General features: G+C 67.0%; 17 protein-coding genes and 1 pseudogene. 4 read left to right on the forward strand and 14 right to left on the reverse strand.

The genetic code is table 11. From position 1 onward, the window contains the following. Window positions 1-34: 34 nt before the first annotated feature. Both OHB12_RS25260 and OHB12_RS25265 read left to right on the forward strand, forming a co-directional pair. Complete coding sequence (locus OHB12_RS25260; RefSeq protein ID WP_327111302.1) at window positions 35-1504, forward strand: glutamate synthase subunit beta; 1470 nt, start codon at window positions 35-37, stop codon at window positions 1502-1504. A gap of 345 nt (window positions 1505-1849) precedes the next feature. Next, a complete protein-coding gene (locus tag OHB12_RS25265; protein WP_327121428.1) occupies window positions 1850-2749 on the forward strand; it encodes a cutinase family protein in 900 nt (299 codons plus the stop codon). 72 nt (window positions 2750-2821) lie between these two features. Here the strand turns inward: OHB12_RS25265 and OHB12_RS25270 are convergent, their stop codons facing one another. Then, the gene (locus OHB12_RS25270; RefSeq protein ID WP_327111304.1) at window positions 2822-3136 is read right to left on the reverse strand and encodes a hypothetical protein; all 315 of its coding nucleotides are present in this window, start codon (window positions 3134-3136) and stop codon (window positions 2822-2824) included. A gap of 118 nt (window positions 3137-3254) precedes the next feature. Further along, a complete protein-coding gene (locus tag OHB12_RS25275) occupies window positions 3255-3872 on the reverse strand; it encodes a histidine phosphatase family protein (RefSeq protein ID WP_327111306.1) in 618 nt (205 codons plus the stop codon). Between the two features lie 86 nt (window positions 3873-3958). Between OHB12_RS25275 and OHB12_RS25280 the strand changes: the two genes are divergently transcribed. After that, complete coding sequence (locus tag OHB12_RS25280; RefSeq protein ID WP_327111308.1) at window positions 3959-4537, forward strand: Uma2 family endonuclease; 579 nt, start codon at window positions 3959-3961, stop codon at window positions 4535-4537. Window positions 4538-4777: 240 nt separating this feature from the next. Here the strand turns inward: OHB12_RS25280 and tnpA are convergent. From tnpA to lysX, 3 genes and pseudogenes are all read right to left on the reverse strand, one after another. Beyond that, window positions 4778-5006 (reverse strand): annotated as a pseudogene (gene tnpA / locus OHB12_RS25285) (IS200/IS605 family transposase); the annotation flags it as partial. A 5-nt stretch (window positions 5007-5011) separates the two neighbouring features. After that, entirely contained in the window at window positions 5012-5227 is a 216-nt protein-coding gene (locus OHB12_RS25290) for a hypothetical protein (protein WP_327111310.1), read from the reverse strand. 102 nt (window positions 5228-5329) lie between these two features. Beyond that, window positions 5330-8653 (reverse strand): bifunctional lysylphosphatidylglycerol synthetase/lysine--tRNA ligase LysX, encoded by a 3324-nt coding sequence (gene lysX / locus OHB12_RS25295; protein WP_442799843.1) that lies wholly within the window; start codon window positions 8651-8653, stop codon window positions 5330-5332. A gap of 711 nt (window positions 8654-9364) precedes the next feature. Between lysX and OHB12_RS25300 the strand changes: the two genes are divergently transcribed. Then, complete coding sequence (locus OHB12_RS25300) at window positions 9365-9583, forward strand: RNA-binding S4 domain-containing protein (RefSeq protein WP_040772585.1); 219 nt, start codon at window positions 9365-9367, stop codon at window positions 9581-9583. 78 nt (window positions 9584-9661) lie between these two features. Here the strand turns inward: OHB12_RS25300 and rraA are convergent, their stop codons facing one another. The 9 genes from rraA to OHB12_RS25345 form a co-directional block, all read right to left on the reverse strand. Next, window positions 9662-10150, reverse strand: a complete 489-nt coding sequence (rraA, locus tag OHB12_RS25305) for a ribonuclease E activity regulator RraA (protein ID WP_327111314.1) — start codon at window positions 10148-10150, stop codon at window positions 9662-9664. Between the two features lie 281 nt (window positions 10151-10431). Next, window positions 10432-10797 (reverse strand): DUF5313 family protein, encoded by a 366-nt coding sequence (locus OHB12_RS25310; RefSeq protein WP_327111316.1) that lies wholly within the window; start codon window positions 10795-10797, stop codon window positions 10432-10434. A 58-nt stretch (window positions 10798-10855) separates the two neighbouring features. Continuing rightward, window positions 10856-11230, reverse strand: coding sequence for a DUF5313 family protein (locus OHB12_RS25315; protein ID WP_327111318.1), 375 nt, complete (start codon window positions 11228-11230; stop codon window positions 10856-10858). A 140-nt stretch (window positions 11231-11370) separates the two neighbouring features. After that, window positions 11371-11826: an SRPBCC family protein gene (locus tag OHB12_RS25320; protein ID WP_327111320.1), complete on the reverse strand. Its 456-nt coding sequence runs from the start codon at window positions 11824-11826 to the stop codon at window positions 11371-11373. Between the two features lie 37 nt (window positions 11827-11863). Further along, window positions 11864-12817, reverse strand: a complete 954-nt coding sequence (locus OHB12_RS25325) for a copper resistance D family protein (RefSeq protein WP_327111322.1) — start codon at window positions 12815-12817, stop codon at window positions 11864-11866. Window positions 12818-12822: 5 nt separating this feature from the next. Next, entirely contained in the window at window positions 12823-13365 is a 543-nt protein-coding gene (locus tag OHB12_RS25330) for a copper resistance CopC family protein (protein ID WP_442799844.1), read from the reverse strand. Further along, window positions 13362-14021 carry a YcnI family copper-binding membrane protein gene (locus tag OHB12_RS25335; protein WP_327111324.1) on the reverse strand — a complete coding sequence of 220 codons (660 nt, stop codon included), beginning with the start codon at window positions 14019-14021 and terminating at the stop codon, window positions 13362-13364. The genes OHB12_RS25330 and OHB12_RS25335 overlap by 4 nt, the downstream gene beginning before the upstream one ends. 37 nt (window positions 14022-14058) lie before the next feature. Then, the gene (locus tag OHB12_RS25340) at window positions 14059-14580 is read right to left on the reverse strand and encodes a hypothetical protein (RefSeq protein ID WP_327111326.1); all 522 of its coding nucleotides are present in this window, start codon (window positions 14578-14580) and stop codon (window positions 14059-14061) included. Window positions 14581-14591: 11 nt separating this feature from the next. Next, window positions 14592-15236 (reverse strand): DUF6474 family protein, encoded by a 645-nt coding sequence (locus OHB12_RS25345; protein ID WP_327111328.1) that lies wholly within the window; start codon window positions 15234-15236, stop codon window positions 14592-14594. Window positions 15237-15369: the final 133 nt, after the last annotated feature.

Genomic DNA, 15369 nt, shown 5'->3' on the forward strand with positions numbered 1-15369 from the left:
TCGATGTTGAGAGGCGAGAGTACGGAGGCGGCCCGTGGCTGACCCGCAGGGATTTTTGAAGCACACCTCCCGGGAGCTGCCCAAGCGGCGGCCGGTGCCGCTGCGTTTGATGGACTGGAAAGAGGTCTACGAGGAGAAATTCTCCCACCAGACCCTGCAGACCCAGGCCAGCCGTTGTATGGACTGCGGTATCCCGTTCTGTCATAACGGCTGTCCGCTGGGGAACCTGATCCCCGAGTGGAACGACCTGGTCCACAAGGGCCGCTGGCGAGAGGGCATCGACCGGCTGCATGCGACCAACAACTTCCCGGAGTTCACCGGGCGGCTGTGCCCCGCGCCGTGCGAGGCGTCCTGCGTACTCGGCATCAACCAGGATCCGGTCACGATCAAACAGGTCGAGGTCGAGATCATCGAGAACGCCTTCGATGAAGGCTGGGTGACCCCGGTCTACCCGACCCGCCTCACCGGCAAAAAGGTCGCCGTCGTCGGTTCCGGTCCGGCCGGTCTGGCCGCCGCGCAGCAGCTGACCCGCGCCGGGCATACCGTGACCGTGTTCGAGCGAGCGGACCGCATCGGTGGTCTGCTGCGCTACGGCATCCCGGAATTCAAGATGGAGAAGCGCTTCATCGACCGCCGTCTCGCACAGATGAAGGCGGAGGGCACCATCTTCAAGACCGGCGTGAACGTCGGGGTCGACATCACCGCCGACCAGCTGCGCGAGCGGTTCGACGCGATTGTGCTGGCCGGTGGCGCCACCCTGGCGCGTGACCTGCCGATCCCCGGTCGCGACCTGGACGGCATCCATCAGGCGATGGAGTTCCTGCCCTGGTCCAACCGGGTGCAACTCGGCGACGACGTCACCGATGCCGATGGCCTGCCGCCCATCCACGCGAAGGGTAAGAAGGTCGTCATCATCGGCGGTGGCGACACCGGTGCCGACTGCCTGGGCACCTCGCACCGGCAGGGCGCCGCGAGCGTGCACCAGTTCGAGATCATGCCGCGTCCGCCCGAGGAGCGCGCCGACTCGACCCCGTGGCCGACCTACCCGCTCATATACCGGGTTTCGTCCGCGCACGAAGAGGGCGGCGAGCGGGTGTTCTCGGTGAACACGGAGCGTTTCGTCGGTGCGGACGGCAAGGTGACCGGCCTGGAGGCGCACGAGGTCACGATGGTCAACGGCCGCTTCGAGAAGGTCGAAGGCACCGACTTCACCCTCGAGGCCGACTTGGTCCTGCTCGCCATGGGGTTCGTCGGCCCAGAGAAGCCGGGCCTGCTCAATGATCTCGGCGTCGGCTACGACCAGCGCGGCAATGTCCAGCGCGACAAGAACTGGGCGACCAACATCCCCGGCGTTTTCGTCGCGGGCGACATCGGCCGCGGCCAGTCCCTCATCGTCTGGGCCATCGCGGAAGGCCGCGCCGCGGCCGCAGGCGTCGACCGGTTCTTGGAAGGCGAAACCGCCCTTCCTGCTCCGATCACCCCCACCATGGTCGCCCAGCGCTAGTTCCTCTCTTACCGGAGCGGAAACAAAGGCGCCTGCGGACAATTCGTCCACAGGCGCCTTTGTTCTCGGGCGACAAACGCGCTCGAAAGCTTCCGGCCGAAGGATGCCGCACGACGGAAATCGGACCATATCCGAGTGTCCGAATGGCGCTGGGGCGGTTGTGGCCTTATTGTTATCTGCGGCGTGCCGTCGATCTCGGGATGCAGGTCGAGTCGTGCACGTCATAACGGTTGGGTGACTTGTGTTCACCTGGCGTGCACTGGAACGACACCCGTCGAGTTCAGCATGGAACGCGGCAACTCGGCGGAGAAGTTCAACGAGGGCAAGGTTTTGGACTGGAGCAATATGCAGTTGAAAAGGGTCGTCGCGGTTCTGGGTGCGTCCGCGGCAGTGATGTCCGGCTTGGTCTTCGGCAGCGGTTCGGCGAACGCGGACCCGGGATGCCCGAGCCTGTACGTGGTGGCGATCCCGGGCACTTGGGAGACCGGGCGCGACAAGACGCCGCAGCCCGGCATGCTGGCCGGCGTCACCAGAGGCCTCCCGTCCTCCACGGATGTCGACTATGTGACTTACGCCGCGACCGCCTTCCCCTGGGAGGGTGAGGTTTACGGCAACTCGAAGAAGGAAGCGGTCGACAGCGCGCGCGGCCTGATCGCGGGCATGGCGCAGCGGTGCGGCGCGACGAGGATCGCGCTCCTCGGCTACAGCCAGGGCGCGGACGCCGCCGGTGATCTCGCGGCGGAGATCGGCACCGGTCTCGGCGTCGTGTCGCCGGACCGGATGGCGGGGGTCGGCTTGATCTCCGACCCGCGTCGTTCGCCCACCGATATTCAGGTCGGCCCGGTCGCGCCCGGCGCGGGCGCAGGCGGCCCCCGGGTCGGCGGCTTCGGCTGGATCAGTGACCGCACGCGCACCATCTGCGCACTCGACGACCTCTACTGCTCGACCGCGACCGATGACTTCGTCACCCGGTTCGCTGGTTTCCTCGCCCAGGCGTCGGACGCCAACCCGGCCAACCTGTGGCGCTACCAGATCGAGGCGGGGAACATCATCGGCGACCTGATGGCCTTCGGTGGTGTTCCGGCCCTGCAGTCGCAGCTGACCGATTCGGCGAACGAGCAGCGGGCCAAGGATCTCGAGCGCTTCTACAAGTCGCATGCGCACACGCTGTACGGCAGCTACTCGGTGGGTGGCGGACAGAACGCCATCTCCTGGATGCACAACTGGATCGCAGGCATGGCCTGATCCACGAACGAAACCGAAGGCCCACCTCCGTAGTACTCGGAGGTGGGCCTTCGGTTTCTCGGCGGGAGAGGACTAGCTCGACCCGGTCGACGGCAAGAATTGCTGGAACTGTTGCGGCGCCGGTGGGCCGCCCTGCCAGGGCTGGTTGCCCTGCCAGTCGTGGTCGTCCGGTCCGCGCCGGTCATGTCGGTGATGATGGATTCGACCGTCGATGTCGGCGCCCTGCTGTGGCGCGTCCACCAGCTGTACCTGTACCACGTCGGGCGCGGGGTTGGGGGCTTCTGCGGAGGCGGTCGCCGCGAGGCCCGCGAGCGGGACGACGACCAGCGCGCCTGCCGCGGCCACCCGGGTGAGGCGCCGCAGCGTTGCGGTTTTGGAGAGCGACACGGAATTCCTTTCTCTCGAACCGTGAGCCGCTGATTCAGTGGCTCACTGATCCCATCGAAGTTTCCGTCACTGGGACGCCGGTGCGACGCTACTGGCAGTCGACTGTGAAATACCGTGCTCAGGTTCGCGCCGCAAGGTTGCGCGGCAGAAGATCCCACACGTGTCCGTTCTCGTTGACCGTGGCCGCGGTCCGGCGCCCGGTCCGGGAGAACAGGATTCGAGTGATCGAGCAGTAGTCGATCGGGAAGGTCAGCGGCCGCTCCAGCGCGAGCATGTCTTGCAGCAGCACGTTGATCACGCCGCCGTGCGCGAAGGCCAGCACGGTGTCGGCCGGGTCGGTGGTCGCGGCGATGTGGATGACCGCATCGTGCACCCGGGCCTTGAACGCCTCGCCGTCGATCTGCAACGGCAAATGCCCGGACTTGATCCGCTCGTAGGCGTCCTGGAATTCGACCTTCGCGTCCTCGATCGGGATGTAGGCGGGTAGGTCACGATCGTATTCGGCGAGGTCGTCGATGATCTCGAGATCGAGCCCAAGCTTCGCGGCGGTCGGTGCCGCCGTTTCCCGAGCCCGGCGCTGGGGGCTGCTCACCACCCGGGAGATCCGATGGTGACCGAGCGCAGCAGGCACCCGCTCGGCCTGCTCCAGTCCCACCGGTGCCAGATCCGGATCGGCGGGGCCGTCCGAGTTCAGAATCCGGATCGGCTGGGCGTGGCGAACGAGGATCAACTGCACAGGCCCACTCTGCCGCATGGCCGCTGCCGCCTCCATCCAGGTCTGTTGGGCCCCTGCATCAGGCCCTTGGTGGCATACTCGAAGACATGACCGTCGAGCCGTTTCCGCAGTGGCTGCGTCCGCCGCAGGGCGGATTCGTCGCCGAAGATCTCGATCGCCTGCCCGATCTTCCCCCGCACACCGAGCTGATCGACGGGAGTCTCGTTCTTGTGAGCCCGCAGGCGAAGTTCCACATGTTGGTAATCACGCTGCTTGACTCCTTACTTCGCCGCCTCGCCCCGGCACACCTGCGTGTGCGCCGGGAAATGAGCGTGACGCTCGGACCGGACCAGCGTCCCGAACCGGACATCGTCGTGATCCACGCAGAACGCGACGGCGGGCCCGAACTGACGACCTATCAGGCCGATGACGTCATGCTGGCGGTGGAAGTGGTGTCCGCCGAATCTCGCACACGCGACCGGGAGCGCAAACCGCAGCTCTATGCCCGAGCGGGGATCGCCCACTTCTGGCGGGTCGAGAACGTCGACGGCCGCCCGGTGGTCTACGTGTACGAACTGGACCCGGCGACGAAGGCTTACGCACTCACCGGAATTCATCACGATCGTCTCCGGCTGACTGTGCCGTTCGACATCGACATCGATCTCACCGACATCGACCGGCTCTGAAGTGGGCTTCTACCGGTTCGTGAGTTCGCCGGAGACATTCATGGTTCCCATGGTGACCGTTCGCGCAGGGAGTGCTTGTCGAAGACGGCCGCGACGAGGCGAGGACGTCTGCATGGATGGCGGTGGGGCGATGCCGGTCGCGCCTGGGGTGACGGTGAGGGCGCCGTCGTCGACTACGGCGTGGAATTCGTCTATGCCGGAATCGGGCCCTAAGTAAAGGTCGAACTCGGCGCGTACGTGCTGGATGTATTGTCGCAGCATCGAGATTGGTGCACCGCCGACAGAACCAGCGAAGTAGCAGCCGGACCAGAGTCTGTGCGCGCCAGTAGTGTCGGACCAGTTCGGGGAACTCCTGGCGCATCCGCCGTGAGGACACGCCCTCGAGGGAATTCACCAGCCGCGACAGGGCGACTTTCGGCGCAAAGTTGACCAGTAGGTGCACGTGGCTCGCTTCGCCGTTGAACTCGACGGATGTCAATGGTTGTTCTTCTTGCGCTGGGCCAACAGATAGATGCCGCCGACGATCAGCGCGACGACGAGCAGGCAGCAGATCGCGCCGAAAATCAGCCCGCCGCCGCTCTTCTTCTTCTTTTTCGCGGCGTACTCGGTTGCCGAACTCAACACCACATCCGGGTTGGTCCACACGGTGTGATCCAGCAAGGTCGCGTTGGTCAGCAGGTCAAGGTACATGTCCGAACCCCTTACGGTGTATCGGCCTCCTCCCGGAGCCGAATTTCCAAGCGTAGCTGTCCGATTCGTTCGATGTGCACTCTTCACCGGTGGTGACCCAGGTCAGCGCGGCTTCACCAGGGGGAACGGCAGCGTCTCGCGAATGCTGCGTCCGGTGATCAGCATGGCGATCCGGTCGACACCCATCCCGAGGCCACCGGTGGGCGGCATCGCGTGTTCCAGTGCCAGCAGGAAGTCCTCGTCCAGCTCCATCGCCTCCGGGTCACCGTTGGCCGCGAGCAGCGACTGCTCGGTGAGCCTGCGCCGCTGCTCCACCGGATCGGTGAGCTCGCTGTACGCGGTGCCGAGCTCGACACCCCACGCGACCAGGTCCCATCGCTCGGTGACGCCTGGAATACTGCGATGCGCCCTGGTCAGCGGCGACACCGAGGTGGGGAAGTCGATGTAGAACGTCGGCTCCTCGGTATGGGATTCGACCAGATGCTCGTACATCTCCAGAACCACCTGGCCCGCGTCCCAGCCGTGCTGATAGGGCACGTCGGCCTTGTCGCACAGCTCGCGCAACTCCTCGACGCCGGTGTCCGGCGTGATCTCCGCGCCGATCGCCTCGGACACCGCCCCGTGCACCGTCTTCACCTGCCACTCGCCGGAGATGTCCACCTGCTCGAACGTGCCATCGTCAGTGGGCCGCAATGCCACCATCGCACCGTTGGCCGCGAGCGCGGCATTCTGGATCAGCTGACGACAGGTATGCATCATGCGCTCGTAGTCGCTGTGCGCCTCATAGGCCTCGAGGATGGTGAACTCGGGATTGTGGCTGAAGTCGACGCCCTCGTTGCGGAAGGTCCGTCCGATCTCGAACACTTTCTCCATGCCGCCGACGCACAGCCGCTTCAGGTACAGCTCGGGCGCGATCCGCAGGTACAGATCCAGGTCGTAGGCATTGATGTGGGTGATGAATGGCGTCGCGTTGGCGCCGCCGTGCACTTGCTGCAGGATCGGGGTCTCCACCTCCAGGTATCCCCAGGAGTTCAGCGAGTCCCGCAGCGATCGCAACACCGCGCTGCGCTTGGCGAGCACCTCACGGATCTCGGTGTTGATCGCCATGTCGACATAGCGCTGGCGCACCCTGGCTTCGGGGTCGGACAGACCTTTCCACTTGTCCGGCAACGGGTGCAGGCACTTGCCGAGCATCCGCCAGTCCGCCGCGAGCAGCGAAAGCTCGCCGCGACGGCTGCGCCCGATCTGACCACTCACCTCGATCAGGTCGCCGAGGTCGAAGAACTCACCGAATTCGGCGCTGCGTTCGGCGCCGACCCGGTCGCGATCGATGACCAGCTGGATATCGTCGGTCCAGTCGCGCACCACGGCGAAGATCACGCCGCCGTAGTCGCGGATCCGCAGCAGCCTGCCGCAGACCCGGACCGTGGTGCCCCGCGGGGAACGCCGCGCCTCGGCGACCGTGTGCGTCGGCGGGTAGGCGACCGGGTAGGCCTCGACACCGGAATCGGCAAGGCGCGCAAGCTTCTCCATACGCACGCGCACCTGCTCGGGCCTGCGGGAAGGCTGCTCCTCGCCCTCGACTACGGCGATGTCGGGTGGGCTGCCGTCGCCGTGCAGGCCCGTCATCGTCGCGGGTACCGCGCTGTGCACACCGGTGTGCGTCACGGTGTCCGGGTCCTTGCCGAACCGAGGAAGGAAGCCTTCGGCCAGCGCGCTGGCCACCGCGACCCGTGGCAGCTGCCTGCGCTCCTCGAACAGGAAGAACCGGGGCACCCAGTGCGGCTGATACTTCACGTTCGACCGATACAGCGCCTCCAGCTGCCACCAACGGGAGAAGAACAGCAGCACGCCGCGCCACAACCGCAGCACGGGACCCGCGCCGATCCGGCCGCCCTCCTCGAACACCGAGCGGAACACGGCGAAGTTCAACGACACCTTGGTGATGCCGTGCTGCTCGGAGGTCAGCGCGAGCTGCGAGATCATCAGCTCCATCACGCCGTTCGGGCTCTGCGGGTCGCGGCGCATCAACTCGAGCGAGGCGCCGGTGCGACCCCAGGGCACCAGCGACAGCATGCCGAGCACCCGGTCCTGCGGGTTGACCGCCTCGACCAGCAGACAGTCGCCGTCCAGCGGATCGCCGAGCCTTCCGAGCGCCATGGAGAACCCACGCTCGGTCTCGGTGTCGCGCCAGGTATCCGCGCGGGCGATGATCCCGGCGAACTCCTCGGCTGGGGTATCGCGATGCCTGCGGATACGGACTGTGATGCCGTGCTTGCGCAGCCGGTTCGCGGCCTGACGCACCGGCTTCATCTCGGGGCCCGCCAGCGAGAAGTTCCTGGTGTCCAGGATTGCCTCGTCGCCGAGGCGCAACGCGGAAAGGCCAGCGCGCCGATAGGCCGTCGCGCCGAGTTCGCTCGCCCCCATTACCGCGGGGGCCCAGCCGAATTGGTCGGCCAGACGCAGCCAGGCATCAATCGCCTGCGGCCAGGCCTCGCAGATACCGATCGGGTCGCCGCTGGCCAGACAGACGCCCAGCTCCACCCGGTAGGTCACCGCCGCCTTGCCGCTTGGCGCGAACACCACCGCCTTGTCGCGCCGGGTGGCGAAGTAACCGAGCGAATCCTCCACGTCCGAGCGCTCCAGAAGGCCGCGGATCGCGGACTCGTCGGTGCCGGTCATCGCGTTCGCCGCACGCTGCGAGCGCAGCAGGATGAGCACCGCCGCCAGCAGCGCGATGGCACCGAACAGACCGAGCAGGAAGTTGACGAACGGGCGCGGATGGCCGTCGAAGTGCTCGTTGTCCACCAACACCGCCGCAGTCACCCGATAGACCGCCCAGCCGGCCCGCTGCACGCCCTGCGGCAGGCTGCCGGGGAACAACTCCACCAGGCCCCAACCGAGCAGACAGCCGATCGTCAGTCCGCCGACCAGCACACCGAGCGCCTTCCAACCCGCACCGCGGCGCACCTTGGTGTAGAACTCCGGCCACGCCGCGATGAGCACGCCGATCACCGCGATGTGCAGCACCATGGCGACCAAGGCGTTGACATCGCCCTGTTCGGCGAAGTCGACGCCGTTGGCGAGCGCGTAGAGCGCGAGATAGCCGAGCAGCAACCACCAAGCGATTCGTTTCCGGCTGGCGATCGCGCCCGCCATCAGACCGACGACCAACGCCCACATCAGGTTGGTGTCCGGCGCGTCGAAGTAATAGTTGTCGATGTAGCGGCGCGGCACCTGAGTCAGGAAGCGCAGCCCGGGCGAAAGGCTCCAAAGAAAGCACAGCACAGCGAACACACCGAGCGTCAATCCCGCGATGTGCGGCACCTCGGCGAGTCTTCCGTGTCCCCGATGCGGAACCGGCGGCGTAGGTCTGTCAGCGAGTGGTTCGATGTTCGGGTGTTGCTGGGCTTGCGTGGAGGTCACGGAACCAGTGTGTACGTTGCTGTGTTGAATTTGCCACGCCTGCGGCGCGTGTGTCTTTGGCCGCGCGGGCGCGGCGTGTTCGCGGCCCCTGGTGGCTCGCGTCCGAGCGACCGCCGCTGGCGACTTCGTCGCGGACGCGTCGGCCGCTCGGACGCGAGCCGGGCCGCGAACGGGGCAATGCTCGGTCTCGCTGCGCTCGGAAGTTGGGCGATGCCGTGTGGTGCTGTCATGAGGTTCGGCGTGGTCAGAAGTGTGCTGTGATCGGGGTGATCAGGGGTCTTGGGAGTCCTGGGTGATCAGGATGTGCGATGGGGGACCAGGGTGATCAGGGCGGGCGGATCATGGCGTCGGTGGTCGGTGGTCGGTGGTCGGTGGTCGGTGGTCGGTGGTCGGTGGTCGGTTGCGTGTGTTGGGCCAGTGCACTCGAGGCTTTAGAGGCCGAGTATCGGGGCGCGGCGTGGGTCCGGGGTGACCGGAGTGCGCTGCGGCGCAGCAGTGCGCTCGGCCATGTCGGCTTCGGCCGGCCCCTGTGTCTCGGCCGCCAGACGGCCCTGGTCGAATGCGCGGTTCCGGGTAACCACGGGCGTGCTGTGGGTTCGGGTGATTCGGGTGTGGGCCACGGATGCGGCCGCGGTTGAACGTTGCTCTCGGGTAGCCGGGGGCGCAGGGCGGTGTCTGGTGAGTCCAGGTGGGGGAGTAAGTATTTACCCCATGTCAGAACCAGTCGATGTGCCGATCGATGACGACGTTATTCGGCTCGGTCAGTTTCTGAAGCTGGCCAACCTGATCGAATCCGGTTCGGAGGCAAAGACGGTGATCGCCGCAGGGTTGGTGCGGGTGAACGACGAGGTCGAACTACGTCGCGGCCGGCAGTTGCACGTCGGCGACGTTGTTGCCCTCGCTGGTCACAAGGCCAGGGTGTCGGGCTGACCGGCCGCGCGAGCGAGGGCCCCGGAGGCGGCAGCTCGCGTGACTGAGGCGGGACCCGGGAGGCCCGACGAAGGGGGCTCAATCCTCGGCGCGTACGACGACGCCGTCGTGGTCGCTGTAGAGCGTGTCACCTGGGACGAAGGTCACACCGCCGAATTCGACCGGCACGTCGCGGTCGCCGCTGCCGGTCTGGGTGCTCTTGCGCGGGTTGGTGCCCAGCGCCTTGATTCCGATGTCGAGGGTGCGCAGGATGGCGGAGTCGCGGACCGCGCCGTTGACGATGACGCCTGCCCAGCCGTTCTCGACGCCGCGCCCCGCGATGATGTCGCCGACCAGTGCGGTGTGCACGCTCGCGCCGCCATCGACCACAAGCACCTTGCCTTCGCCTTGTTCGCCGAGCGTCTGCTTGACCAGCAAGTTGTCTTGGAAGCAGCGAATGGTGGTGATGCGCCCGGAAAACGCTTCGCGTCCGCCGAACTCGACGAACTGCGTATCGCAGCTACGGATCTCCGGGCCGATCTCATCGGCCAAGTCGGCGGTGGCGACAATATTCTGCGATTCGGTCACTGGGTTGATTCTGCCGTTCCTGCGGCACGGCGTGCTCGTGACCCCTACGAACCGGGCCGCGAACGGGCTCTCGTAAAACTCGCGCCATTGGGGGTGCGTGGGGAAATGATGGTCCGAATCAGTTGAGCGACCGGCAGTTATGGGGCTCGGCAATTCCGGGGTTGCCGTCGTATGACGCGTAAAGGCACTGTGGTTTCAGTCGGTGCTCGAGATTGTCTGCGCAAGACCATCGCGCGTAGTGATTGCTCACCGTACGCGCGTTCCGGCTCGGCGATTTCGCCCTATCGATGTCCGTAGCGCAGTTGGTAGAGGTCCCGATCGTGATCGGTGATCTTGCCGTGGTCCACCAAATCCGCACTCAATCCGTGCTGGACCAGGCGGAAGCGGCGCCAGACGTAGCTGAGCGCGACCGTGAAGACGACCAGCGGGACGATCATCATCACGATCAAGCCGATCTTCAGCGGCATCGGCCCTGGAAAAAGCAGTACCAGGGCAAAGAACGGAATAACCGGCCCGAGAAACCGGACGAGATATCGCTCCATGGCCCCGTGCCCGACGAGGTCGTGGATGACCCACTCGTGCAGCTCCTCCGGGAGCTCGCGGCCCAGATCGTAGGCGATCCGCTGCCTTATCGTGGGAGCTTTCATGCCTCTAGGCTATGCCTGTGATGTAAGACACCGCTAGGTTGCGGTGCTGCGCTCCCGCTCATCCGCGTCCGTGCCTGCGCTCGTAATCGAGGCGTTCGCGCTCGGCTCGACTGCGGGCGTCGGCATCCGCCAGCGCCGGGTCGAGGCCGTGCTTGATCAGCCGATGGCGCCGGTAGACATACAGCAGTGCCACGGTGAAATAGATCAATGGCAGATACAACAGCGCCATCATCGCCAAGCCCATCCACAGTGGGCCCGGCAACAGCAGGAACAGCATGAGGACCGGGATGATCGGCACCAGGAACCGGAGCAGATAACGTCGCGTCGCGCCGGGTCCGACCAGGTCGTGACGCACCCACTCCGACATGGAGTCCGGCAGCGTGCGGCCACAGATGTAGCCGATTCGTTGGGTGAAGGAGGGGCTCTCGGTCATACCTGCGCCTCGCTGACGCTCGACTCCGGCATGACCGAGAACTCGGCGGCGTCGATGGTCCGCGCGCTGCGCTCGTTCATGGTTCCAGCATCCCGGCCTGGTCGGCGCCCGCGCAACCGGCGCTGACAGGTACGCCAGCGCTACAGACGCAAGGCATGGAAGTCCTTGATCTTGGTGATCAGGTTGTGCGTTGTGTGTTGCACGGCGATCTTCACGAACGGCTCGATCGTCTTGCCGAGAGCACGGCCCGCCGGACCGCCGGGTACCCGGAAGTCCACGATCGCGTCGACGGTGCACATGGCATCGACCTTGGCGTGAAACAGGAAGGTGGACTCGATCTCGAAGCCCTTGATCGACCGCACCGCGATGGCGTAGTTCCGCTCCCAGCGGACCACCTCGATCCGCGACTTCAGCGCGGCGGGCCCGAGCTTCATGTGTCCGTCGAAGATCGCGCCGACCCCCTCGGTCTGCTCGCCGACCGGGGTGAAGGACTGGATGCCGTGCAGGAAGCGCGACAGATTCCGATAGTCGTTCACGAACGCGAACGCGGACTCCGCCGAGGCTGCGCAATCCTCGACGATCTTCACTTCGGTCATGCCGAAACAGTAACCGGCTTCGATAATGGTCATCCGATCAGGCGGTGACCGCCAGCGTTGCGGCCAGCCCGAAGGCCAGCGCCATCACGACGGCCTCGACGACCGCGCGGTGCAGCGAAGCCTCCGCGTCCATCCGATGGGCGGCAGCCCGCGGCACCCAGGTGCGCCGCCACCACCAGCCGAGCGTGAGCAGCCCGATCAGGACTACGGTCTTCGCGAGCAAGATCCTGCCGTAGCCGGTCGTCACGAACGGCGTGATCCCGCCGACTCGAACCATCCCGTTCAGCAGGCCGGTCACTGCCACCGTCGCCACCAAGGGCAGCGCCACCGCCGAATACCTGGGTAGCGCGACCGCCCACTCTCCGCGCGTCCGTACGACCAGCGCCAGCGCGATCAACAACCCGAACCAGGCCGCCGCCGCGAGCGCGTGCACCGCGGCGAGCACCGAGCCGAACGCCTGCTGTGACATGTGTCCGGTGATCGGGCGCAGCGCCAGCGCGACCGCGGCGAACACCAGCACCAGGTCGGGCGATGCGGAGCCGGGGCGCCGGAAGGCAAGCGCGGATCCGCAGGCCACCACGCCGACTCCGACCAGGATCGCGATTCCGACCTGGCCGCCGCTGATATCGACGAGGTAGGTCCCGAACTCGCCTGTGCCGAGGTCTGTCGCCGGAACGCCGACCACCTCGGCCGCCTCGAAGACCAGCACGGCGAATTCGGCGCCCGCCCAGATCCCGACCAGCACCGCGAGCAGCCGCCACGGGATCCGCAGCCGGGGCTGCACCCTGGGCACCGCGGCCAGCCCGAGCACGGTCGCACCGACACCATCGGCGAACACCCGCACGACAGCCTCTGCGGGCAGCGTTTGCTGCGAGTTCAGTGCCCAGGCGAGCGCCACGCCGACCAGCCCGGACACGGCGACAAGCAGCGGCGAGGACCACGGTGCCCGGGCGGTCTCGCGTCGCGCACCACCCGGGCCGCCGATCGCCATGCCGTTCACCGTTCGGGGTTCCGGCTCCTGCCACCGAACAGCGCGAACGCCAGCCCACCGCCGAACAGCACGATCGCGCCGAGGATGAACACCCACAGCGGAATTCCGCCCGAGCCGTCCGCGTCGCCGTCGCCCGCCGTCGCGTTCGCCTTGGGACCCGGCGTCCCGCTTCCGGGTTTGCTGAGCGTGAAGTGCCGTTTGCCGCTGACCGGGTGGCCGTCGGCGGAGGTCACCCGATAGCCGATGGTGTACTCGCCGACCGGGCCCAGCTCGCCCACGGTGACGCTGACTGTCTTGCCTTCGACGACCGGATCGCCCTTGGACCACAGGTTGCCGTCCGGGCCGACCACGGTGAGCGACGGGAAGCTGGGTTGCAGCTCCTCGTTGAAGGTGATGCTGACCCGCGCCGGGCCGCTGTCGACGGTCGCGTTGTCGTCCGGCACGCTTGCGGTCGGCGTCGAATGCGCGGATGCGACTCCGGTCGCGGCGACACCGAATCCGAGCAGGAACAGGCCCGTCACGATGGCGGTGAGCAGACGGCGGGTCACGACCGCCGCCCGCGAATCACGTTGCCCAGACCGAGTGCGACGCCGAGCAGGCCGAGCGCGAGGCCGACGCCGCCGAGCCAGCGGGCGGTGTCGTCGGTGTCGTGTTCGTCGGCGCGCGCGGCCGCACTGTCCGCCTGGTGTCCGTCTTCCGCGTTTTCTTTCGCCGCGGCCAAGGTGGCCGACGGCGCCGGGTGTTCGGGTTCGTCGCCGTCCGGGCCGACCGACTGATCCCAGCTGACCACCTTGCCGTCGGAATAGGTCTGCTTGGCGGGGAAGCTGACCGAATCCTGCTTGGGCAGTGGGCCGACGGACACCGTGAAACGCTGAAACTGACCTGGCGCGATGCCGGGAGCCCCTGGGTCCGCGGTCCAGGTGATCGCGGTGATCTCCGCCGCTGCGTTGCGTTCGACCTTGGCCGACCAACCCGGAATCGATTCGGTCCGAGCGGATTTCAGGTTGGGAAGGGTGACGGTGAGTGCCGTGGTGCTCGCGGTGTCCGATTCGGTGGGGACCCGGAACGTGGCCACTGCGTACCCGCCCTGGGTTGCGCCGGGCACGTCCACCATGACGTGCGCGGCGGCGGTCCCGCAGGTGACCAGGACGAGACCTGCGGCGACCGCCGTTGTGCCGACTGCGCGCGAAATCGAGCTGTGCATGGAAAGCCTTCTGTCCGAGGGAAAGTGATGTCGGGTATCAGACCGACACCGGTGGCGCGCGGGGGCCGATCGAGCCGTTCGGATGAAGGCGGTAAGCGGGGAGACCGGGATCGGACCAGTGTGGAGTGCCAACGATTCGCGCCCGTGGCGAAGCGAGCATTGCGCACAGCGCGGCGCTCGCGACCGCGTAGAGCGCCTCGGCGAGCACGATCAGTGCCGCACATCCCAGCGTCGCGATGGTGTGCGCGACAAGCATCCACCCGGTCGGCGGCGCGGATTCCGTGGTCCCGGCGTGGTTGTGCCCGAGCAGACCCGACAGCGCCGCGTGGCTCGCCAGCTGACCTGATCCGAGCAGAACGACCACGACGACCGGATCCCGGCGCACCGGCACCGCGCCCGCCGCCGAACCCGCGGCCGCGGCGATCAGCAGAACAAGTGTCAGCTCGGTCGAGCCAGGGAAACCGCCGCCCGCGGCACCATGCGCGGCCACGGCGAGCACGCCGACAAGTGCACCGACCAGACCACCGCGCAGGTGGCCGGTGATCGGTTGCGGTGGCATCGCGACGGCGGTCAGCGCACGCCGAGGTGGGCCAGGACGTCGGCCTCGATCCCGGACAGCTCGTGGGCGATCGACGCATGCACGGCGCGGCGGCGTGCCGTGGGCAGCTGTTCGGTGGTGCGTACGGCGGCGGTCAGACTGCCTAGGCGGTCTCGAGTGGTGGCGACGAACTTGTGCGCCTCCCCTTCGTTCTTGCCGTTCCGCGCGGGGACCTTCTCCAGCGCCGCTTCGGCATTCGTGATCCTGGCCTGGAGCTTGGCGCCGTGCCCGGTGAAGTCGCCGAGCTGCTCGACACCGATTCCGAGCTGCTGGGCGCGGCGGGTGTCGAGCCTGCCGCGCAGGAACGTCGCACCACGATAGGCGAGCGGGGCGAGCACCGGGATGAGGACGCGAGCTACGCCGATGTACTTCTTGACCTGGTTCGCGCTGAACGGATCACGCTCAGCCTTGGCGGCCACCTTCAGCGCGGCCTTCTCCTCCGCCTGGAACGTGGCGATCTGCGCTTTGGCGACTTTGCGCTGGGTGCGCGCCTCGGCGCGGCGGGCCTTGCGGTCGTTCTTCGCTGCGAGCCTGGCCTCGATCGCGGCCTTGTGTTTGAGGGCTTTCGCCTCGGCCCTGCGGCTCGGCCGCCGCTTGCGCTTCGTGAACAACCCCATCGAAGGCCCTCCGTCATGCTGGTTTGCCATGGCGGTACGACGCCGGGGAAGGCCGTCCGCCCATGTCACACGGTTTGCCGACACCCTATCGGGTTCATGGTGACAGCCACGAGGGCAGTGCGGGCCGTGACCC

This window comes from Nocardia sp. NBC_01730, from assembly GCF_035920445.1.
In the GTDB taxonomy this organism is placed as follows: domain Bacteria; phylum Actinomycetota; class Actinomycetes; order Mycobacteriales; family Mycobacteriaceae; genus Nocardia.